At 70.7% G+C, this 21,966-nt stretch carries 18 protein-coding genes; 10 read left to right on the top strand and 8 right to left on the bottom strand.

Annotated elements, in window-relative coordinates:
- Positions 1-78: 78 nt before the first annotated feature.
- Both AABM36_RS03430 and AABM36_RS03425 read left to right on the top strand, forming a co-directional pair.
- On the top strand, positions 79-1,080 hold the full coding sequence (locus AABM36_RS03430) for a type IV toxin-antitoxin system AbiEi family antitoxin (protein WP_158596697.1): 1,002 nt from the start codon (positions 79-81) through the stop codon (positions 1,078-1,080).
- A 76-nt stretch (positions 1,081-1,156) separates the two neighbouring features.
- Entirely contained in the window at positions 1,157-1,891 is a 735-nt protein-coding gene (locus AABM36_RS03425) for a hypothetical protein (RefSeq protein ID WP_423447378.1), read from the top strand.
- Positions 1,892-2,046: 155 nt separating this feature from the next.
- Here AABM36_RS03425 and AABM36_RS03420 read toward each other — a convergent pair whose 3' ends face one another.
- Positions 2,047-3,228: a PLP-dependent aminotransferase family protein gene (locus AABM36_RS03420; protein ID WP_039102106.1), complete on the bottom strand. Its 1,182-nt coding sequence runs from the start codon at positions 3,226-3,228 to the stop codon at positions 2,047-2,049.
- Positions 3,228-4,265 (bottom strand): agmatinase, encoded by a 1,038-nt coding sequence (gene speB / locus AABM36_RS03415; protein ID WP_052239366.1) that lies wholly within the window; start codon positions 4,263-4,265, stop codon positions 3,228-3,230. The genes AABM36_RS03420 and speB overlap by 1 nt, the downstream gene beginning before the upstream one ends.
- A gap of 193 nt (positions 4,266-4,458) precedes the next feature.
- On the opposite strand from speB, the gene AABM36_RS03410 reads away from it, so the two are divergent.
- On the top strand, positions 4,459-5,904 hold the full coding sequence (locus tag AABM36_RS03410; RefSeq protein WP_121241777.1) for a sodium:solute symporter: 1,446 nt from the start codon (positions 4,459-4,461) through the stop codon (positions 5,902-5,904).
- On the top strand, positions 5,901-7,550 hold the full coding sequence (locus AABM36_RS03405) for a thiamine pyrophosphate-binding protein (protein WP_121241775.1): 1,650 nt from the start codon (positions 5,901-5,903) through the stop codon (positions 7,548-7,550). The genes AABM36_RS03410 and AABM36_RS03405 overlap by 4 nt, the downstream gene beginning before the upstream one ends.
- A 221-nt stretch (positions 7,551-7,771) precedes the next feature.
- On the opposite strand, the gene AABM36_RS03400 is transcribed toward AABM36_RS03405, so the two are convergent.
- The 3 genes from AABM36_RS03400 to AABM36_RS03390 all read right to left on the bottom strand — a co-directional run bounded on the left by AABM36_RS03400 (position 7,772) and on the right by AABM36_RS03390 (position 9,412).
- A complete protein-coding gene (locus AABM36_RS03400) occupies positions 7,772-8,323 on the bottom strand; it encodes a DUF4190 domain-containing protein (protein WP_423447375.1) in 552 nt (183 codons plus the stop codon).
- Between the two features lie 129 nt (positions 8,324-8,452).
- Positions 8,453-9,016 (bottom strand): AAA family ATPase, encoded by a 564-nt coding sequence (locus AABM36_RS03395; protein WP_121241773.1) that lies wholly within the window; start codon positions 9,014-9,016, stop codon positions 8,453-8,455.
- A 9-nt stretch (positions 9,017-9,025) separates the two neighbouring features.
- The gene (locus AABM36_RS03390) at positions 9,026-9,412 is read right to left on the bottom strand and encodes a hypothetical protein (protein ID WP_121241771.1); all 387 of its coding nucleotides are present in this window, start codon (positions 9,410-9,412) and stop codon (positions 9,026-9,028) included.
- 208 nt (positions 9,413-9,620) lie between these two features.
- Here AABM36_RS03390 and AABM36_RS03385 point away from each other — a divergent pair, with 208 nt between their 5' ends.
- Both AABM36_RS03385 and AABM36_RS03380 read left to right on the top strand, forming a co-directional pair.
- A complete protein-coding gene (locus AABM36_RS03385) occupies positions 9,621-11,234 on the top strand; it encodes a nucleobase:cation symporter-2 family protein (protein WP_121241862.1) in 1,614 nt (537 codons plus the stop codon).
- Positions 11,218-11,712 carry a nucleoside deaminase gene (locus tag AABM36_RS03380; protein ID WP_121241769.1) on the top strand — a complete coding sequence of 165 codons (495 nt, stop codon included), beginning with the start codon at positions 11,218-11,220 and terminating at the stop codon, positions 11,710-11,712. Before AABM36_RS03385 ends, AABM36_RS03380 begins: the two co-directional genes overlap by 17 nt.
- Positions 11,713-11,731: 19 nt before the next feature.
- On the opposite strand, the gene xdhC is transcribed toward AABM36_RS03380, so the two are convergent.
- Genes xdhC through AABM36_RS03365 form a run of 3 tightly spaced genes read right to left on the bottom strand, consistent with a single transcriptional unit; the run spans position 11,732 to position 16,426 of the window.
- A complete protein-coding gene (xdhC, locus tag AABM36_RS03375; protein WP_121241860.1) occupies positions 11,732-12,526 on the bottom strand; it encodes a xanthine dehydrogenase accessory protein XdhC in 795 nt (264 codons plus the stop codon).
- A gap of 1 nt (position 12,527) precedes the next feature.
- The gene (xdhB, locus tag AABM36_RS03370) at positions 12,528-14,906 is read right to left on the bottom strand and encodes a xanthine dehydrogenase molybdopterin binding subunit (protein WP_121241767.1); all 2,379 of its coding nucleotides are present in this window, start codon (positions 14,904-14,906) and stop codon (positions 12,528-12,530) included.
- Complete coding sequence (locus AABM36_RS03365; protein WP_121241765.1) at positions 14,903-16,426, bottom strand: FAD binding domain-containing protein; 1,524 nt, start codon at positions 16,424-16,426, stop codon at positions 14,903-14,905. The genes xdhB and AABM36_RS03365 overlap by 4 nt, the downstream gene beginning before the upstream one ends.
- 346 nt (positions 16,427-16,772) lie before the next feature.
- Here AABM36_RS03365 and AABM36_RS03360 point away from each other — a divergent pair, with 346 nt between their 5' ends.
- The 4 genes from AABM36_RS03360 to AABM36_RS03345 all read left to right on the top strand — a co-directional run bounded on the left by AABM36_RS03360 (position 16,773) and on the right by AABM36_RS03345 (position 21,956).
- A complete protein-coding gene (locus AABM36_RS03360) occupies positions 16,773-17,990 on the top strand; it encodes a sarcosine oxidase subunit beta family protein (protein ID WP_121241763.1) in 1,218 nt (405 codons plus the stop codon).
- An 81-nt stretch (positions 17,991-18,071) separates the two neighbouring features.
- Positions 18,072-18,365, top strand: a complete 294-nt coding sequence (locus AABM36_RS03355) for a sarcosine oxidase subunit delta (RefSeq protein ID WP_121241761.1) — start codon at positions 18,072-18,074, stop codon at positions 18,363-18,365.
- Positions 18,362-21,274 (top strand): sarcosine oxidase subunit alpha family protein, encoded by a 2,913-nt coding sequence (locus AABM36_RS03350; RefSeq protein WP_121241759.1) that lies wholly within the window; start codon positions 18,362-18,364, stop codon positions 21,272-21,274. Before AABM36_RS03355 ends, AABM36_RS03350 begins: the two co-directional genes overlap by 4 nt.
- Positions 21,267-21,956: a sarcosine oxidase subunit gamma family protein gene (locus AABM36_RS03345; RefSeq protein ID WP_121241758.1), complete on the top strand. Its 690-nt coding sequence runs from the start codon at positions 21,267-21,269 to the stop codon at positions 21,954-21,956. Before AABM36_RS03350 ends, AABM36_RS03345 begins: the two co-directional genes overlap by 8 nt.
- The last annotated feature ends 10 nt before the right edge of the window (positions 21,957-21,966 follow it).

Raw genomic sequence — 21,966 nt, 5'->3', positions numbered from 1 at the left:
CACGACCACGTACTGAGTGTTCATTTTTTACCTGCGTTCATTTATTCTGAACACAGGAAATGAATGAACGGAGTCACTGTGAGTGAACCCCTGAAGACTGCCCTCGAGAAGCGCCTGAACGAGTACCGCCTCTGCGCCGATGCCCCCGCATCACTCCAAGACCTGGAACGGGAGACCCCCACACCGCTCCTCCTCACGCACGACCTGGGATCCCAGCATTTCCGCGCCGTGGTGACCGACAGCCCAACCCTCACCCGTGTTCTTCAGCTGGATGGAGAAGTCGGCGACCCCCTTCTGCTTCTCGCGCCAGCGGTCAATCCCCGCAGCGCTCACGAGCTGCGCGTGGCGGGTGTCCAGTTCCTCGACGCCGCAGGAAATGCCTACCTCAGATTTGGGGGAGTGCTCATCGACGTACGAGGTCGCCGACCCGATCCGGCCACGGTCCAGAACCGCCGAGCACTCCGCCCGTCAGCCGGGCTCTTCACCCCTAGGCGTGCGCAGGTCATTTTCGCGCTGCTGTCCTGGCCCGAGTTGCTCCACTCCCCCGTCAGGACAGTCGCCGCCGCGGCCAAGGTGTCCCTGGGGCAAGCTCAATCCACCATGAAGCTCCTCGATGAGCAGAGATTCCTGGACCGCCGCAGCAAACGTCTGATGCGCCAGGATGTTCTCGCCGAACGGTGGGCCGATGCCTATGCCACGGGACTCGGACCCAAGACCCTGGTGCAGCAGTTCCACGGCGATCCTGCCCGCTTGGACCTTGCTGGTCACGGTGTGGTCTACGTGAGTGGCGAGCAATCTGCCTCGTGGATCAAGAATCCCGAAACCGCCACGCTGTACGTGGAGCACATCTCCCCCACGATGGTCTTGGCCAACCGCTGGCGGAAGGACGGGAACCTCAACATCATGATCCACACAGCCTTCTGGCTTCCCCCGGGCCATGAAGCCCACCCGCTCTCGTCCTTTCCGTCTCCTGCCCCTCCCCTCCTGGTGTACGCCGACCTGAAATCTGCGGGGGAGAGCCGCCAGCTGGAGGCCGCACAGCACGTCAAGGACAGCCATGCTCACATTTGGCGACCCTGACCCCGGGGTCCTGGATGTTGTGGGAGAAGTGGTCCAACGTCTCCGACAAGACACGGAAATCGCACCATCACAGGTGATGGTGGTGGGTGCCCACGCGCGGAACATCATTCACTCCGGCCTGGGCGAGTCCGCCCCCATCAGGTTGACGGATGACGTGGACCTCGCCCTGGCACTTCCCGGATGGGATACCTACCAGCCCATCACCAAGATCTACCCTCGCCTGGGGGACAGCCAGATGCGCTACCGCGTGAGCGGCATCCCCGTGGACTTCATGCCCTTCGGCCCCCGCGTCGAGAAACCGCCGGGGGCAGTCACCCCTCCGCCGCGCAAGGAGGCGTGGACCGTCGCCGGTTTCCAGGACGTCCACCGTCACGCCCAAGCCGTGGAAATCACCCCGCAAGGGGACACTGTTCGGGTGCCATCACCAGCCGGTTACACCGCGCTGAAACTACGGTCGTGGGCAGACAGAGCTCCGAACCACGACACCAAGGACGCCCAAGATCTTGCCGTGGCGTGCCACTGGTACACGGAATCCGAAGCTGTCCGGAACGAACTCTACGAGACCGGGCACGGACAGAATCTCTTGGAGGTCCACGACTACGCCCAGGACCTCGCGGCCGTGGCCCTTCTGTCCCACGAGGTGTCTGACATTCTCTCCGCCGCCATCGCGGCCAACCTGGCCAAGGACCTGAAGAATGTCGGCCCTGCCCTGCTGTCCAGGAATTTCACGACGTCGCTCGAGCGATTCCCCTCGGCCGACAGGGACCGCAGAGAAGCCATGATCACCAGTCTGCTGTCCGCACTCGCCTGACGGGCCACGGGCACGGGCTGAACGCCCCGTGGTCTACTCGATCAGCCGCTCAACGGGCTGGCCCGAGGGCATTCGCCGAACAGACCTCGGGCGGGAGGGGGTGCCTTCCCCGTCCCGCCCGAGACCGTCGCACCATGCGTCGTGGTGCGCGCCCGTCAGAGGCTCCGCAGCGCCTCCGCGAAACGCTTGACCCCTTCACGGATGCGCGCCGGGGCCACGCCCGAGAACGCGAGCCGCGCGGCGTTGGACTCCCGGCCGTCCATGTAGGACGCCGAGCCCGGCACGAGCACCACGCCGTGAGCGATCGCCTCGGCCAGGATGTCCTTGCCCCGCAGCTCCTCCGCGGTGACCCACGTGAAGAACCCGCCGGAGGGCGTGGTCCAGGATGCCGAGTCCGGCATGTACTCGGTGAGCGCCTCCTCCATGGCGGTCCAGCGCTCCTTGTAGAGCTCCACGGCCCGGTCCAGGGCGGGCTCCCAGTGCTCGGAGCCCACCCACGAGGTCACGAGCGACTGCGCCAGGTTGGACGGGTGGATCACCACGGACTCCGCGGCGATCTGCAGCCGACCGCGCACCTCCGGCGGCGCCGCCATCCAGCCCACGCGCAGCCCGGGCGCGAAGATCTTGGAGAAGCTGCCCAGGTGGATCACGTGCTCGGGGTCCATGCCGTGCATCGAGGGCCGCGGTTCACTGCGGTCGAAGGCCAGCAGCGCGTACGGGTCGTCCTCGACGATCATCACGTCCCGCTGCGCGCACACCTCCACGAGCTCACGACGCCGCTCCTCCGGCATGGTCACGCCGGTCGGGTTCTGGAAGCTCGGGATCGCGTACACGAACGGCACGCGCCTGCCCCGGGCCGCCAGCTCGTCGAGCGCCTGGGCCACGGCCTCCGGCTGCATGCCGTCGTGATCCATCTCCACGTGGTGGACGTCCACCTCGTAGGCACCGAACACGCCGAGCGCCCCCACGTAGGTGGGCCCCTCGGCCACGATCACGTCACCGGGGTTGCAGTAGAGCTTGGTCACGAGGTCCAGCCCGGCCTGCGAGCCCGTGGTGGGCAGGATGTCCGCGCCGGTCACGGTGGAGCCGCCGCGGGCCATGAGCTTGACCACGAGTTCGCGCAGCCCGTCCATCCCCGCGCCGGAGCCGTACTGCAGGATCTCCCCGGCGCGCCCGCGCAGCAGAAGGGACGCGACGTCGCCCACCGCGTCCGCGGGAAGCACGGACAGGTCCGGGTTGCCACCGGCCAGCGAGACCACGGAGGGGTCGCGGGCCACCTCGAACACGGCGCGGACCGGGGACGGGCGGAACTCCTCCGCGCGGGATGCGAAGCCCATCACATCTCCGATCCGTAGCGCGCGCCGGAGATGCCGTACGCGGGACCGTCCGCGGCGGCGTCAGCCCCCAGGCTGATCAGGGAGATCAGCTCGTAGACCACGTGCGCGGCGGCGATGCCGGTGAGCTCCGCGTGGTCGTACGCGGGTGAGACCTCCACGACGTCGCACGCCACCACGTCCAGGCCGCGCAGACCGCGCAGGATCTCCAGGACCTCGCGGCTCGTGATGCCGCCGGCCTCGGGTGTTCCGGTGCCGGGCGCGTGGGCGGGGTCCAGGACGTCGATGTCCAGGGAGATGTAGAGCGGGCGGTCCCCCACGCGCTCGCGCAGGGCCGCCACCACGGTGTCCACGCCGGAGCGCATGACGTCCGCGGAGGAGACGATCTCGAAGCCGAAGCGGGCGTCGTCCTCGAGGTCCTGCGTGCCGTAGAGGGGGCCGCGGGTGCCCACGTGCATCACGGCGTCGGTGTCGATGATCCCCTCCTCGAACGCGCGCCGGAACGGGGTGCCGTGCGTGTACTCGGCGCCGAAGTAGGTGTCCCACGTGTCCAGGTGGGCGTCGAAGTGCAGCAGCGCCACCTTGCCGTGGCGCGAGTGCGCCGCGCGCAGCAGGGGCAGGGCGATGGTGTGGTCACCACCGATCGCCACCACCTTGGTGGAGTCCCCCATGAGCTCCTTGGCCGCGGTCTCGATCGACTCGATGGCCTCGGGGATGTCGAACGGGTTGCCCACGATGTCCCCGGCGTCCGCGACCTGCAGGTTGGCGAAGGGCGAGTGGTTCTGCGCGGGGTTGTAGGGCCGCAGCAGGCGGGAGGACTCGCGCACGTGGTTGGGGCCGAACCGGGCACCGGAACGGTAGGACACCCCGGAGTCGAAGGGCACGCCCACCACGGCCACGTCCGTGTGCTCCACCTGGTCCGTGCGGGGCAGCCGCGCGAACGTGGCGGGCCCGGCCCACCGCGGTGTCAGGGCCGCGTTCACGGGCCCCACCCGCTGCTCACCAGCGCTGTTGGTCTCCACAATGCGTTCCGGTTCCACCCGTGCTCCTCTCGTCCCGGGATCGTCCGGGCGTCGTCCGGGGCCACGTCGCTGGGGCCCCTGGTGCTGCGACAGATCATCGCGGTGCTAGTTTTTGTGACCTGGTCCATAAACCCTAACGCCACGATCCCGCCCGGAAACGCAGCCGGACGAGGACGCGCGGCACCCTGTCCCCTGCCCGAGGAGAACCTCCGTGAACGTGCTCGTGATCGTGCTGTACCTGGCCGCCATGGTGGTGATCGGGCTGTGGGCGGCACGCCGTGCGCGCACCGCCACGGACTACCGGGTGGCCGGCCGACGCCTGGGCGCCGGGCTCTACACCTCCACCATGGCCGCCGTGGTGCTGGGCGGCGCCTCCACCGTGGGCGGCGTGGGGCTGGGCTACCAGTACGGGATCTCCGGGATGTGGCTCGTGGTGGCCATCGCCACCGGGCTCGCGGTGCTGAGCCTGTTCTTCGCCCCGCGCATCCAGTCGCTGAAGGTGTTCACGGTCTCGCAGATGCTGCAGCTGCGCTACGGCGCGCGCGGTGGGGCCACGGCGTCGTCGTTCGTGATGCTCGCGTACACCGTGATGATCGCCGTGACCTCCACCGCGGCCTACGCGTCGATCTTCTCCGTGCTGTTCCCCATCTCCCGGCCGTGGGCCATCCTGCTGGGCGGCGTGGTGGTGATCGCCTACTCCGTGCTGGGTGGGATGTGGTCCATCACGCTCACGGACCTCATGCAGTTCGTGTTCATGACCATCGGCATCTTCGCGATCCTGCTGCCCTTCTCCCTGGCCGCCGCGGGTGGCTGGTCCGGGATCACCGAGCGTCTGGACGCCTCCTACTTCTCCGCCGGGTCCATGGGATTCCAGGCGATCGTCACCCAGTTCGTGGTCTACGGATTCGGCATGCTGATCGGCCAGGACATCTGGCAGCGCGTGTTCACGGCCCGCTCCCCCAAGGTCGCCCGCTGGGGCGGGCTGGCCGCGGCCGGGTACGTGGCCGTCTACGGCGTGGCCGGCGCCCTGATCGGCACCGCCGCGGCGGCCGTGCTCCCCACCCTGGAGGTGCCCGAGGAGGCCTTCGCGGCCATGGCCCAGTACCACGTGCCCGCCGGCCTGGGCGGAATCGTCCTCGCGGCAGGGGTCGCGGCCATGATGTCCACGGCCTCCGGCGCCACGATCGCCGCGGCCACCGTGGCCCGCGTGGACGTGGTCCCCACGCTGCGCGGACTGTTCGGGGCCTCTCCCGAGGACGTGGAGCGCGCCCGCTCGGAGGAGGCCTCCGTGACGAAGGACCGGGTGTACGTGGTGGTGGTCGGTCTCGTGATCACCGCGCTGTCCATGCTGGTCAGCTCCACCGTGGTGGCCCTGACCATCGCGTACGACCTTTTGGTGGGCGGGCTGCTCGTGGCCGTGCTGGGCGGTTTGGTCTGGCGCCGCGGCACCGCGGCCGGGGCCATGTGGTCCATGGCCGCCGGTGTGGTGGCCACCGTGGTGGGCATGCTCGCCTTCGGTGTGCTGGCCAACGCCCCCATCTACCTGGGGCTCGTCAGCTCGGCCGTAGTATTCGTGGTGGTGTCGCTGGTGACCAGGCCCACGGCACCTCAGATCAGTGAAGAGTGGAACCGACGCATCCAGGAGTCCAAGGCATGAGCACCGAGAACAGCACCCCCGAGACCGGGGGGACCCAGGCGGCGTCGCGCCCCGAGCGCACCGTGGCCACGGCCGTGCTGGAGACCCTGCGCGGGTACGGGATCGACACCGTGTTCGGGATCCCCGGCACCCACTCCCTGGAGTTCTACCGGCCGCTGCGCGAGCTCGGGATCACCGCGATCACCACGCGCCACGAGCAGGGCGCGTCCTACGGTGCGGACGGCTGGTCCCAGGTGCGCGGGCTGCCCGGCGTGGTGATCACCACCTCGGGTCCGGGCCTGCTGAACTCGCTGTCCGGCGCGGCCACCGCGTACGCCGAGTCCCGGCCCATGATCCTGCTGTCCCCGGGGCGCCCCGTGGGCCACGACTTCCGGGACATCGGCTCGCTGCACGAGACCAAGAACCCCTCCGCGGCCGTCAACGCGATCGTGGGCGTCTCCCGCCGCGTGACCTCGGGCGCCGAGGCCGTGACCATGATCCACGACGCCATGCGGGACTTCGCGCACTCGCGGCCCCGCCCCATCCACATCGAGATCCCGCTGGACATCCTGGAGACCGCAGCTGACGTGCCCGCGTCCGCCACGGCACCGCGTCCCCTGGGTGAGCCCACGCCCGCCCCGGAGCACGACGTCGCCGCGGCCGTCTCCGCGCTCGCGGCCAGTGAGCGCCCGGTCATCCTGGCGGGCGGCGGCTCGCTCGCGGCCGGGGAGCGGCTGCTGGAGCTCGCGGAGCTGCTCGAGGCCCCCGTGATCACCACGACCAACGGCAAGGGCGCGATCCCGGAGAAGCACCGGCTCTCCCTGGGCGCGGACCTGCGGCTGAGCACCGCGCACGAGTTCCTGCGCACCGCGGACGCGCTGCTCGTGATCGGCTCCAAGGTGGGCGAGGCCGAGCTGTGGGGCGGGGACATCACCCCGCAGGGCCCGGTGGTGCGCGTGGACATCATGCGCGACCAGATGCTGTGCAACCTGACCCCGGACGTGGAGGTTCCCGGCAACGCCGCCGCGGTGGTGCCGCAGCTGCTCGACGGGCTGCGCGCCGCGTTCGAGGCCTCCGGTGCCGCGCCCCGCCCCGAGCGGGACCTGCGGGAGGTCTTCGACGCCATGGACGAGGAAGGTCGCCAGTGGGCCCCGGACCTCGCGGCGCTCAACGAGACCATCATGGAGGTGGTCCCGGACGACACCATCCTGGCTGGTGACTCCTCCCAGGTGACCTACATGGGCTCCACCACGTTCTTCCGTGCGCCCGCGCCGCACTCGCTGCTGTACATGGGCACCTACGCCACTCTGGGCTACGGACTGCCCGCAGCGGTGGGGGCCAAGCTGGCCGCACCGGAGCGCCCGGTGGTGTGCCTGGTGGGGGACGGCGCCCTGATGTTCTCCATCCAGGAGCTCATGACCGCGGTGGAGCTGAACCTGGACCTGCCCGTGATCTGCGTTGACAACGGCGGCTACGGGGAGATCCGGCAGAACATGGTGGACCGGGACATCGACCCCCTGGCCGTGGACCTCGTCCAGCCGGACTGGGTCAAGCTCGCGGAGGGCTTCGGCGCCACCGGGTTCCCCGCCACCATGGACACCCTGGCGGAGACCGTGCAGAAGGCACTCGCCACCAAGGGGCCGAGCCTGGTGCACCTGAAGATCTGAGCCGGGCTCGCCGGACGGGGATGCGCCACCTCCGGGTTGCGGGCACCTGACCGGTTGCTCCGGATCATCCGAGGAAAGGGAATGACCGCCGAACCGTGGGTTCGGCGGTCATTCTCGTCTTTGAAGCGCTGTGCCCCTGGTGCGGTGTCGTGGACGCACCCCGAGCCGTGGGGGTGGCGAGTCGGCAACGCGGGGCCGTGGGCGGGGCGGAAGCCCCGGGGTCACTGGCTGCTGAGGCCCAGCCCGATGAGTCCGATCCCGGAGAAGATGAGGATGGCCCAGAAGGCCAGGATGAGACCGGAGAGCACCACACCCGTGATGGCCATGCCACGACCGGCGGGTTCCTTCTTCAGGCCCACGAGGCCCAGCACGAACCCGATGATGGGGAAGATGAAGGTGAAGCCCAGGAAGATGCTCACGATGCCGAGGACCATGGAGGCCACGGACAGGCCCTTGGGTTCGGCGGCCTGACGCATGACGGTCACCTGGTGCGGCATGGGGGGCTGCTGCGCCACGGTCGACCCCGCGGCCGGGTAGTACTGCGAGGTGTCGCTGTGGGGGGCGTTGCCCTGCCACGTCTCGTGCTGGGCGGTGTCGTAGCGCGGGGCGTTGCCCTGCCAGGCGTCACCCTGGACGGCGTCGCGCTGCGGAGCACCGGCCTGCGAAGTACCGGTCTGCGACGTACTGGTCTGCGGAGTGCCCGCCTGCTGCACGTCAGCCTGCGGGGCGGGCTGCTGGTCGGGGGTCTGGGGCTGCTGGTTGTCAGGGTCCATCCAATGATTATGCATGTTGCTTTCAGCCCTGTGGGGTAGTGACGCTCCATTGCGACCGCCCCTGCTCCGCAGCCACCGCACGGGGCCACTGGCACGGTGCCGGGAGCGCGAGCCCGCAGGCCGGACGGTTCACCTCCCCCGCTGCCGGGGCAGCGGCCAGGTGGTGGCAACCCACGCGCGGACCTCGCGCCGGGTTCGCAGCCGGACCACGCGCAGGGCCGGGTGGGTGCGCTCCAGGGCCGGGATGCGGTGCCGGCAGCTGTTCCGCGTGGCCACCGCCCAGCGGATGATGTGCTCCGGGTCCGTGACGATGCTGCGCAGCGGGGCTTCCCGGTTGCCGTTCCACAGTTCCTCGCGGCGCAGACTGCGCCGCACGGTCCGGCGCACCACACGGGGGAACGTCACCGTCCAGAAGGGGACGTCGAGCCACACGAGGGTGTCGGCGCGCTCGGCGAGAAGGGGGCGGGCGGCGTCGTACTGCCACTCCGTGACCCACGACGGCTGGGACACCAGGCGCTGGACGTCCGCCACGAACTCGGGGCGCGGGGTCCAGCCCGGTCCGTGGAACAGGGCGTCGATCTCGGTGTGGGGGATCCCGGATCGCCCGGCGATCTCCCGGCAGAGCGTGGTCTTGCCCGCACCGCTGACCCCGGCCACCAGGATGCGACGGGGAACGGGCGGGGCACTGTCCATGCGGTGAGCCTATGCGCCCCGGAGACAGCGCCGGGCAGACCCGCAGCCACCCCGCCCCAGCCACGCCATGCAGGCCGTGAACGAGAGTGCGGACTCGGGCTCGTCGAAGATCCACAGCCCCTGCGTCCCAGAGCGGGCCACCAGGAACTCCAGGAACGACTCCCCGTGGCTCTGAAAGTTGTAGGCGCCGCCCAGACGGTTCACCTCCGAAAGGTAGGCGAAGGTGCCGTGCATCGTCTCCGCCCGCAGGAACACCCCGTCGCGGGCGCCACCCACACCGCGGACAAGCTGCAGGTGGTCGTGGAGCCCGGACTCCGTCGCCTGGGTCCTGTGCAGCACCTGGTCCCGCGTGCCGCCCTCCACGCTGAGCCCGAAGGCTTCCGCGACGGCCTCCACGAGCGTGGACTTCCCTGCGCCGTGATGTGTTGCACCTCACACTCGCGGGCGGATACGCTCAACTCCTCCAACGCCACGGCGGGCCCGCGAGGGGTCATCTACCGGGCACCAGCCAGTGCACACCGGCTCGAGTCGGTGGGGCGTCGGCCCGGGACACCTCTGGGCGCGCATCCGGCACAGCGACCCAGGAATTGAGGTGCCGATCGCCGTGAAGCGCATCGCAGAGACCAGCAGCGGATCAGCCGTGGCCCGCCCGGAGGACACGTACCTGGGGGTAGGCAAGTCCCTCGCGTACGGACTGCAGCACGTGCTCACCATGTACGGCGGGGTGATCGCGGTGCCGCTCATCATCGGCAACGCCGCCGGGCTGGATGCCACGGCCACGGGAATCCTGGTGGCGGCCGCCCTGTTCACCGGGGGTCTCGCCACCATCCTGCAGAGCGTGGGCGTGCCGTTCCTGGGAGCGCAGCTTCCCCTGGTGCAGGGCGTGTCCTTCGCGGGTGTGGCCACCATGCTCACCATCCTCCAGGGCACACCCGGGGAAGAGGGCCTGCGGGTGGTGTTCGGCGCGGTCCTGGTGGCATCCGCACTGGGGTTCGTGCTCGCGCCCTTCTTCGCCAAGATCATCCGGTTCTTCCCGCCGGTGGTCTCGGGGGTGGTCATCACGACCATCGGCGTGACCCTCATGCCGGTGGCGGCCGGGTGGGCCCTGGGACCGCAGGACAGTCCCGAGCACGGCTCAGTGGGCAACATCGGGCTGGCCGCGTTCACCCTGCTGGTGGTGCTGCTGCTGTCCAAGGTGGGCTCCGCCGCGATCTCCCGGCTGTCCATCCTGCTGGCCATCGTCATCGGCACCGTGGTGGCTGCGGTGACCGGTCAGGCTTCGTTCTCCGGCGTGGGCGAGGGGCCCGTGGTCGGGTTCCCCACCCCGTTCGCCTTCGGGACCCCTCTGTTCGTGGCCTCGGCCGTGCTGGGCATGTTCGTGGTGATCATCGTGACCATGACCGAGACCACCGCAGACATCGTGGCCGTGGGCGAGGTGGCCGAGACCCGCGTCGACTCGAAGCGCATTGCCAACGGGCTGCGCGCGGACATGCTCTCCTCCACGGTGTCCCCGGTGTTCAACTCCTTCACGCAGACCGCCTTCGCGCAGAACGTGGGGCTCGTGGCCATCACGGGGATCCGCAGCCGCTTCGTGGTGGCGGGGGCCGGCGTGATCATGGTGGTCCTTGGTCTGCTGCCCGTACTCGGCCGGGTGGTGGCCGCGGTGCCCTCACCCGTGCTGGGAGGTGCCGGCATCGTGCTGTTCGGGACCGTGGCGGCGTCGGGAATCCGCACCCTGGGCGGCGTGGACTACCGATCGGGGCTGAACCTGGTGGTCGTGGCGGTGGCGATGGCCATGGGCCTGATCCCCGTGGTCTCCCCCGGGTTCTACGAGCAGTTCCCCGCGTGGACCCAGGTGGTGCTGGGCTCCGGCATCAGCGCCGCCGCGCTCACCGCCGTGCTGCTGAACATCCTCTTCAACGAGATCACGTGGGGCTCCCGTCCGGACTCCTCGGTGTTCGCTGCCGCGCCTCCCCGCGTGCTGCCCCGCTCTTTCGTGCAGGGCCTCGAGGAGGGTGACACCGTGGTGGACGGCCGCTTGGTCGGCGGGGACGGGCAGGAGGTGGCCGTCGTCGAGGACCACCTGGTGGAGGACGCCCGCCGCCGAGTGGAGAGCGGCGAGCTCACGGAGACCGGCCAGATCCACCAGGTCTACGCCAAGGACGAGCATCGGGACGATCCCGGCGCGGAAGGAGCCCGCCATGACGAACACCCCTGACCAGGACACCGTCCACCGGCACCTGCTCACAGCCATCGAGGCCGCCAGGCGCAACGCGTCCGCGGACGGCGGGCCATTCGGCGCGGTGCTCGTGACCGCGGACGGGCGCGAGTTCACAGCGGTGAACCGCGTGACCGCGGACAACGACCCCACCGCCCATGCCGAGGTCTGCGCCATCCGCGCTGCGTGCTCAGCCCTGGGAACGTACGACCTCAGCGGTGCCACTCTCTACTCCAGCTGCGAACCGTGCCCCATGTGCCTGTCCTCCGCCCTGTGGGCGCGCCTGGACCGGGTCCACTTCGCCGCGGACCGGCACGACGCCGCGGCGGGCGGTTTCGACGACGCCGCCTTCTACGACTTCTTCACCGCCCCACCGGAGCAGAAGGACGCGTTGCTGCCCGTGCGCCACGTGGCCGTGGAGACCCGCACCTCGCCATTCGAGTCCTGGGCGGCGAACACGGAGCGCACCACCTACTGACTGGCCCGGGCGGGCACCCCTACTGCCCGAACTCCCCGAGCAGCGCAGCCGCGACACCTACCGCGATCGCTGCGGGGGACTTGCCCGGTATCCCGGGGAGCCCGATGGGGCACGTGATGCCGTCGACCACGGCCGCCGGATGCCCCTCCGCGACGAGCCGTTTGCGGAACCTCGCCCACTTGGCGGAGGAGCCGATGAGCCCCACGCTCGCCAGGTCCCCCCGGCGGAGCGCGGCGTCGCACAGGATGAAGTCCTCGGCGTGGTCGTGACTCATGATCAGCACGTGCGCCCCGGCGGGCAGCTCGTCCAGGGCGTTCTCCGGGGCGGGGCTGTGCCGCGGTTCCAGGTGCGCCGGGCCGTTGCGGAGGTCCTCGAACCGGGCGGGCGCCACGTGCTCGGCGCGGCTGTCCACCAGGTGCACCCGCACGGGGAACCGGGACAGCACGTGCGCCAGCTCCCAGCCCACGTGCCCCAGCCCGAAGACAGCCACCACGGGGCGAGCGCACTGCGGCTCGAGGAGCACGTGCACCACCCCGCCGCAGCACTGCCGGCCGTGCGCCACGCTCGCGTGCTCCGTCAGGGAGAACTCCAACGACTCGGGCGATCGCACGTCCGCCGCGATCATGGCCCGCGCCCGCTCGACCACCGTGGCCTCGAGGTTGCCGCCGCCCACGCTGTCCCACGTGCGGGCAGCGGCCACCACCATCTTGGAGCCCGCCTCCCGAGGCGCGTGCCCGCGCACGTGCGTCACGGTCGCGAGCACACCCGCCGAGCCCTCCCCGCGCAGCAGCTGCAGGGCGTCCAGCCAGTCCACGTCAGACGGCCGCCGGGGCATCCGCAGAGCCGGCGGGATGCGCCGTGGCCAGCGCCTCCCGGGCCTCCTGCACGGCCCAGAACACGGCCTCGGCAGTGGCGGGACTCGCGAGTTCCACGCTGTGCCCCTCCGGCCCGAACGACGCCGCCGCTGCACGCAGCGCCTCGCGCACGCTGAATGCGAGCATCAGCGGGGGTTCCCCCACGGCCTTGGAGCCGTAGACGACGCCGCTCTCGGTCGCCCTCTCGAACAGGTGCACGTTGAACTCCTCGGGCATCTCGGAGAAGCTCGGGAGCTTGTAGGTGCTCGCCGCCTGGGTGGTGAGCCGGCCGCGGGCGGGCCCGTCGGACTCGTCCCAGCGCAGGTCCTCCAGGGTCAACCACCCGGTGCCCTGCACGAAGCCGCCCTCGATCTGTCCCACGTCGATGAGCGGGGAGAGGCTGTCTCCCACGTCGTGGACGATGTCCGTGCGCAGCAGACGGTACGCTCCGGTGAAGCCGTCGACCTCCACCTCGGACACGGACGCCCCGTAGGAGAAGTACTTGAACGGCTCGCCCTGCATCCGCTGGGCGTCCCAGTGCAGTCCCTCGGTGCGGTAGTAGCCCGCGGCCCACAGGGAGATCCGCTGGAAGTAGGCCGTGTGGGCCAGTTCCGCAAACGTCATCTCGCGGTCGTGGAAGCCGAGCCCGGTGACGATCCCGTCCACGAAGCGGACGTCGTCCGGGTGGATGGAGAACTCGCGCGCCGCGACCTCGGCGAGCCGTTCCCGGATCTGCTCGCACGCGTTCTTGACGGCCCCGCCGTTGAGGTCCGAGCCAGAGCTGGCCGCGGTGGCGGAGGTGTTGGGCACCTTGTCGGTACGGGTGGGGGCGAGCCGCACGGTCTCCAGCGGGACACCCAGCGCAGTGGCCGCCACCTGACGCATCTTGGTGTGCAGCCCCTGGCCCATCTCGGTTCCGCCGTGGTTGATCAGCACGGAGCCGTCCCGGTACACGTGCACCAGCGCCCCGGCCTGGTTGAATGCCGTGAGGTTGAAGGAGATCCCGAACTTCACCGGTGTCACCGCGAGCGCCCGGCGCACGTCCGGGTGGGTGGCGTTGAACTCCTCGATCTCCCGACGCCGCCGTGTGACGTCCGCGCGCCGGTGCAGCTCGTTCCAGATGGCGCTCAGGCGCTCCGCATGGCGGACGGGCTGCCCGTAGGGGGTGAGCTGACCGGGGGTGTAGAGGTTGCGGCTGCGCAGTTCCGTGGGGTCCAGGCCCAGCAGCGGGGCGCAGCGGCCCATGACGTCCTCGATCACGAGCATGCCCTGCGGCCCGCCGAAGCCGCGGAAGGCCGTCTGAGAGGTCTTGTTCGTCCGTGCGACCCGGCCGTGCACCTCGATGTCCGGGATCCAGTACGCGTTCTCGATGTGGCACAGCGTGCGCTGCAGCACCGGCTCGGACAGGTCCAGGCTCCACCCGCCGTCGGACGTGACGGTGGCCCGCAGCGCGAGGAGGCGGCCGTCGTCGTCGAAGCCCACCTCCCACTGCGCGTGGTACGGGTGGCGCTTGCCGGACAGCGTGATGTCCTGGTTGCGGGTCAGCCGCAGCCGCACGGGCCGGCCGGTGAGGGTGGCACCCAGCGCGGCCACCGCCGCGAACCCGTGGGGCTGCATCTCCTTGCCGCCGAACCCGCCGCCCATGCGCAGGCACTGGACCGTCACGTCGTGGTTGTGCAGACCCAGCACGTGGGCCACGATCTCCTGGGTCTCGGTGGGGTGCTGGGTGCTGCACTGGACGAACACCTGCCCGCCCTCGTCCACGTGGGCGAGGGACGCGTGCGTCTCCAGGTAGAAGTGCTCCTGTCCGCCGAACTCGAACTCGCCGCTGAAGCGGTGCGGCGCACCCGTCAGACCGGCCTCCGCATCCCCTCGGCTGACCGTGGGCTGCCCGCCCTGAAAGCTCCCGGCGGCGATGGCCTCCGCGAGGGTGACGATCGACTCCAGGGGCTCGTACTCCACCGTCACGGCCTCCGCCCCCAGACGAGCGGACTCCAGGGTCTCCCCCAGCACCCAGCACACCGCCTGGCCGTGGAACATCACCTCGCAAGGGAACAGGGGCTCGTCCCCCTTGATCCCGGAGTCGTTGGTCCCGGGGACGTCCTCCGCCGTCAGCACGCGCGCCACACCGGGGACCTCCAGTGCTGGCGCGGCGTCCAGGGACGTGATCCGGGCGTGGGCGTGCGGGGCCTGCACGGGCCACGCGTGCAGCACGTTCTGGCTCCGGTGGATCAGGTCGTCCGTGTACAGCGCCTCACCGGTTGCGTGCTCCGACGCGCTGTCGTGGGCCACGGCGCGGCCCACGACCGGGTTCTCGGGACGATCCGCGAGCGACGTCATGAGCGCACCTTTCGGGCCTGTGCGGGCTGCGAACCAGCCCAGAACTTGAGCATGGACTGCTGGAGCATGGCCGAGCGGTAGCGGGAGCTCGCGCGCATGTCGTCGATCGGGGTGCCCTGCCGGGCCATGGCACGGGCCGCGGCCACCGCCGTCTCCCGGTTCCACGGCCTGCCGGTCAGCTCCTCCTCGACCTCCCGTGCCCGCAGGGGCGTTGCGGCCACGCCGCCCAGGCCGATCCGCGCTCGGGTCACGGCGGCGTCGTCGATCTGCAGGGCGATCGCCACGGAGACGCTGGAGATGTCGTCGAAACGGCGTTTGGCGATCTTGTGGAACGCAGCCGTGTTCGCGACCGGCAGCGGGATGCGCACCGCTTGGATGATCTCGTCCGGGCGGCGCACGCTCTCCCGGTAGCCGGTGTAGTACTCGTCCAGCGGCACCTCTCGCTCCCCGGACGACGACGCCAGGGTCAGCGACGCGCCCAGGGCCAGCAGCACCGGGGCGGAGTCCCCGATGGGCGAACCCGTGCCCAGGTTGCCGCCGAACGTGGCGGCGTTGCGGATCAGACGGGACGCGAACTGCGGGAACAGGTCGTCGAGCAGGGGCACACGGTGCTCCAGGGTCCGCTCGACCTCGGAGAGACTCAGACCCGCTCCGATCTCCAGGTGGTCCGCCGCGAGCGTGAGCCCGCGCATCTCCTCCAGGCGGTCCACCGCCACCACGGTGCGCGGGCGGGCGTGACGGATGTTGACCTCCACGCCGAGGTCCGTGGAGCCCGCGACGAGTCGTGCCTCGGGGTCCTCGGCCAGTGCCTCGAACAGCTCGGCCATGTTCACGGGGCGGACGAAGCGGGTGCCGCCCGTCTCGATCCGGGTGGGGAGCGCGGGCGGAGCGGGCTCGTCCTGGCGCCGACGCAGCAGATCCGTGTCCTCGGGCCGGCCGAGGGCATAGGCGGCGTCACGGATGGGGCGGTAGCCCGTGCAGCGGCACAGGTTGCCGCTCAGGGCGTGGAGGTCGAAGCCGTTGGGGCCGGACTCGTGGTCGGTGGCATGCTCCTCGCCCACCTCCTCCGTTCCGGTCTGCCCGGTCCCCTCCTGCGACTCCGATCCTGCGGGCACCGCCCGCTCGGGGCGGTAGTACTCGGCCGCCATCGCGCACACGAAACCGGGGGTGCAGTACCCGCACTGGGAGCCGCCGCGTGTGGACATCTCACGCTGGACCGGATGCAGGGTGCCGGGGCCACGCGGACCGGGAGCCGTGCCCAGTCCCTCAGCCGTGACGACCTCCTGGCCGTCGAAAGCGGCAGCGGCGGGCAGGCATGCGTTGACAGCGGTCCACCGAGTGCGGTTCTCCCCGTCGGGACGGGCCACGAGCACGGCACACGCTCCGCACTCGCCCTCGGCGCAGCCCTCCTTGGCTCCGGTGAGACCCTGCTCCCGCAGCGCGTCGAGCAGCCGCATGTGCGGGGCGATTGCCGAGAGTTTCCGCTCGCGACCGTTGACGGTCAACCGGATGTCGTTCATGGCGCTGGCTCCTCGTGACAAGCCACCGGGTGCAACGCGCAGCGGGCCGGTCCTCAGCCGTACCGGGAGCTCGCTGGCGCAGAACCAGTGCAGTGCGTGTGTGCTCGCCCGGTAGATAGTCCGCTTGCGGACCCGCCGTAGGCTGTTGGGTCACGTTAGTCAGATCACATGCCACGCCGCAAGACGTTGAAACCCCCATTGACGGAAGTGACACTGCTCACATACTGTGTACGGACAACAGATATATCAGATGCCGACAACCGGCGACCGGACCCGGCAGGCCCCGCCGAGGCACCGCGCCCGTTCCCACCGCCCAACCCCCCGCCCACCCGAACGGAGTCTCCCGATGGCCGACCTGCTCCCGGAACACCCGGACTTCCTGTGGCACAACCCGGACCCCAAGCCCTCCTACGACGCCGTGATCGTGGGCGGGGGCGGGCACGGGCTGGCCACGGCGTACTACCTGGCCAAGAACCACGGCATGACGAACGTGGCGGTGCTGGAGCGCGGGTGGCTGGCCGGCGGGAACATGGCCCGCAACACCACGATCATCCGTTCCAACTACCTGTGGGACGAGTCCGCGGCCATGTACGAGCACTCCCTGAAGCTGTGGGAGGGACTGCCGGAGGAGCTGGAGTACGACTTCCTGTTCTCGCAGCGCGGCGTGATGAACCTGGCCCACACCCTCGGGGACGTGCGGGAGTCCGTGCGCCGGGTGAACGCCAACAAGCTCAACGGCATCGACGCCGAGTGGATCGATCCGCGGCAGGTCAAGGAGCTGTGCCCGATCATCAACATCGACGACGACCTGCGCTACCCGGTCATGGGCGCCACCTACCAGCCGCGCGCGGGCATCGCCAAGCACGACCACGTGGCGTGGGCCTTCGCCCGCAAGTGCGACGAGCTGGGCGTGGACATCATCCAGAACTGCGAGGTCACCGGGTTCGTCAAGGACGGCGACCGCGTGGTGGCCGTGGAGACCTCGCGCGGGCGGATCAACGCCGGCAAGGTGGGCCTGTGCGCCGCCGGCCACAGCTCGGTGCTCGCGGAGCTGGCCGGGTTCCGGCTGCCCATCCAGTCCCACCCGCTGCAGGCGCTGGTCTCCGAGCTGCACGAGAAGGTGCACCCCACCGTGGTGATGTCCAACCACGTGCACGTGTACGTGTCCCAGGCCCACAAGGGCGAGCTGGTCATGGGCGCCGGGGTGGACGCCTACAACGGCTACGGCCAGCGCGGGGCGTTCCACGTGATCGAGGAGCAGATGGCCGCGGCCGTGGAGCTGTTCCCGGTGTTCGCGCGGGCCCACGTGCTGCGCACGTGGGGCGGGATCGTGGACATCACCCTGGACGCCTCCCCGATCGTCTCCAAGACCCCGGTGGAGCAGATGTACGTGAACTGCGGGTGGGGCACCGGCGGGTTCAAGGGCACGCCCGGTGCCGGCTACTCCTTCGCGCACACCATCGCCACCGACGAGCCGCACCCCCTCAACGAGCCGTTCTGCCTGGAGCGCTTCGAGACCGGTGTGCTCATCGACGAGCACGGCGCCGCCGCCGTGGCCCACTGACCCGACACCCCGGCGCCGCCGGTGGCGCCCCGACCCCCGTGCCCTCACCCGGCACCCCCTGACGACGCAGGAGACACCACCATGCTGCTGATCGAGTGCCCCTACTGCGGGCCGCGTGACGAGACCGAGTACCACTACGGCGGCGAGGCCCACGTGCCCTACCCGGAGGACCCCTCCGTGCTCTCGGACCGGGAGTGGGCCGAGTACCTCTTCTACCGCAACAACCCCAAGAGCCTGCTCAAGGAGCGCTGGGCCCACACGGTGGGGTGCCGCCGCTGGTTCAACGTGGTCCGGGACACCGCCACGTACGAGATCACGGCCGTCTACCGCATGGGCGAGAACGCCCCCGAGCAGGAGCCAGGAGGCACACGATGAGCGCATCGAACCGTTGTCCCGCGTCCGTCCGTGAGGGCACGGGCATCGACCGCGGCACCGAACTGTCCTTCACCGTGGACGGCCAGCAGTACACGGGCCACCCCGGTGACACCCTCGCGTCCGCTCTCCTGGCTGCCGGTCGAATCCGCTGCGGGGACTCCATGTACCTGGGACGCCCGCGCGGCATCGTGAGCGCAGGGGTCGAGGAGCCCAACGCCCTGGTCACGGTGCAGCCGCGCACGGCGCACGACGTCGCCGAGTCCATGCTTCCCGCCCCCGCGGTGGAGCTCACCGAGGCCATGATGGCGGAGTACGTCAGTGGACAGGGTCCCCTGGACCCCGCACGGGACGGCGCCTACTACGACACGCGCAACGTCCACACGGACGTCCTGGTGGTCGGCGCGGGCCCGGCGGGTCTCGCCGCGGCGCGTGAAGCGGCCCGCTCCGGGGCACGGGTGGTGCTCATGGACGAGCAGACACGGCCGGGCGGATCGCTGCTGAGCCGCCCGGACGACGTCGTGGACGGGGTGCCCGGGTGGCGGTGGGCCCGGCAGTGCGCCGAGGAGCTCGCCACCCACCCCGAGGTGACCGTGCTGCAGCGCACCACGGCGTTCGGCAGCTACGACAGCAACTACGTGGTGGCCCTGCAGAGGCGCACCGACCACCTCACGCAGGATCCCGGCCCGGGGGTGTCCCGGCAGCGGGTCTGGCACGTGCGCGCGGCCCAGGTGGTGCTGGCCACCGGCGCGCACGAGCGCCCCCTGGTGTTCGCGGACAACGACCGCCCCGGGATCATGCTCGCCGGGGCCGTGCGCACGTACCTCAACCGCTACGGGGTGGCCGCGGGCCGCCGCGCGGTGGTCACCACCACCAACGACTCCGCCTACGAACTCGTCGCGGACCTCGTGGCCGCCGGTGTCGAGGTGGTCGCCGTCGTGGACTCCCGCCCCGACCTCACGCAGACCGCCGAGCGTGTGGCCCGCGAGACCGGCGTGGGGGTGCGCACCGGCAGCGCCGTGTGCGGCACCGAAGGGGACGGCGAAGACGGGCGCGTGAGCGCCGTGCTGGTCACCGCGCTCGACGCCGCGGACCAGCCCGTGGGTGAGCCGGAACGCCTCGAGGCGGACCTGCTGGCTGTCTCCGGGGGCTGGAGCCCCGTGGTGCACCTGCACAGCCAGCGCCAGGGCAGACTGCGCTGGGACGGCGACCTCGCCGGCTTCGTGCCCGCGGGCGCGGTGCGCGACCAGCAGACGGCCGGCGCGGTCAACGGCACCCTGGACCTTGCCGGGTGCCTTGCCGAGGGCGCCCTCGCGGGCGCTCAGGCCGCCCAGGATGCGGGCTTCGCGTGCACGCCCCGGGTTCCCGACGCCACCGCCACGCCGATCGCGCCCACGCACCCCCTGTGGCTCGTCCCGGGCGGGCCCGGCGCGGAGCAGGACTGGGACAGGCACTTCGTGGACCTGCAGCGGGACCAGACGGTCGCGGACGTGCTGCGCTCCGTGGGCGCGGGAATGCGCTCGGTGGAGCACGTGAAGCGCTACACCTCCATCTCCACGGCCAACGACCAGGGCAAGACCTCCGCGGTCAACGCCATCGGCGTGATCGCCGCCGCGCTGAACCAGCAGGACGTGGGCGGTTTCGGCACCACCACCTACCGCGCGCCCTACACGCCCGTGGCCTTCGCGGCGCTGGCCGGACGACGCCGCGGGATGCTCTTCGACCCCGCGCGCCTGAGCCCGGTCCACCCGTGGCACGTGGCGCACGGTGCCGAGTTCGAGGACGTGGGGCAGTGGAAGCGCCCGTGGTTCTACCCGCAGGACGGTGAGGACATGGAGGCGGCCGTGCTGCGCGAGTGTGCGGCCGTGCGCACCGGGGTGGGGTTCATGGACGCCACCACGCTGGGCAAGATCGAGATCCGCGGCACGGACGCCGGTGAGTTCCTCAACCGCGTGTACACGAACGCGTTCAAGAAGCTCAAGCCCGGCATGGGCCGCTACGGCGTGATGTGCACCCCGGACGGGATGGTCTTCGACGACGGCGTGACCCTGCGCCTGGACGAGGACCGCTACCTGATGACCACCACCACGGGCAACGCCGCGGCGGTGCTCGAGTGGCTCGAGGAGTGGTCCCAGACGGAGTGGCCCGAGCTGGACGTGACCTTCACGTCCGTGACCGAGCAGTGGACCACGGTGGCCGTGGCCGGTCCGAGGTCCCGGGACGTCATCGCCAGGCTCGCACCGCAGCTGGACGTGTCCCAGGACGCGTTCCCGTTCATGGCGTTCCGGGAGACCGTGCTCGCCTCCGGGATCCCGGCGCGGATCTGCCGGATCTCGTTCTCGGGCGAGCTCGCGTACGAGGTCAACGTGTCCGGGTGGTACGGGCTCTCCGTGTGGGAGGACGTCTTCGCCGCGGGTGCGGAGTTCGGCATCACCCCCTACGGCACCGAGACCATGCACGTGCTGCGCGCGGAGAAGGCCTTCCCCATCGTGGGCCAGGACACCGACGGCACCGTGACCCCGCAGGACCTGGGCATGGAGTGGGTGGTGTCCAAGACCAAGGACTTCATCGGCAAGCGCTCCTACGACCGGCCATCGGCCACGGACCCGCAGCGCAAGCAGCTCGTGGCGGTGCTGCCCACGGACCGCGTGACCCGCCTGCCGGAGGGGGCGCAGCTGATCGACGCAGGCACCCCCGTGACGCCCGAGCGGGGCCCCGTGCCCATGGTCGGGCACGTGACCTCCGCCTACCGCAGCGCGGCACTGGACCGCACGTTCGGTCTCGCCCTGGTTCAGAACGGCCGCCAGCGCATCGGCGAGACCCTCCAGGCCCCGCTCGACGGCACGCTGGTGGACGTCACGATCGCCGAACCCGTCCTCTACGACCCCGAAGGGAACCGCCGAGATGGTTGAGTCACCCACCACCGACATCACCGGACTGCGCCACAGCCCGCTCGAACCGCTGGCCGAGGCCATGCGCGAGGGTGCCGTGGAGGGCGCCCGGGGCGTGGCCCTGCGGGAGATCCCGTTCCTGGCCATGGCGGGGATCCGTGTGACCCCCGGGACGCAGGCCGCGGAGGCGCTGTGCGGCGTCGTGGGCCTGGACCTGCCCGAGCACGTGGGGCAGGTGACCGGCTCCCCCGAGGCCACCGTGATCCTGTGGCAGGGACCGGACGAGTTCCTCCTCGTGGCCCAGGACGAGACCGCGGTCCCCGCCGAGCTCACGGACCCGGACCGTGGGCCGGGGGCGCTGCCGAGCCTGGCCACCCACCCGCTCGTCGTGCGCCTGGCCCGGACGCTCTCGGACTCGGGGGCGCGGGGCCAGGTGGTGGATCTCTCCGCCAACCGCACCACCCTGGAACTGGCCGGTCCCTCGGCCCGTGCGGTGCTGGAGAAAGGATGTCCCGTGGACCTGCACCCGCGCGCCTACCCCGTGGGACGGGCAGTGTCCACGACACTGGGGCCCGTACAGGTGCTGCTGTGGCGCACGGGTGAGGAGCGGTGGCAGATCATGCCGCGGGCCTCCTTCGCGCAGTACACGACCCTCTGGCTCCTGGACGCCATGACCGAGTTCGCCGCCCCCGAGATCCCCTGACACGGGGCCC

It is taken from the genome of Kocuria sp. KSNUG (assembly GCF_049532735.1).
Lineage (GTDB): Bacteria > Actinomycetota > Actinomycetes > Actinomycetales > Micrococcaceae > Kocuria > Kocuria rhizophila.
This window is presented reverse-complemented; position numbering and strand designations above follow the sequence as displayed.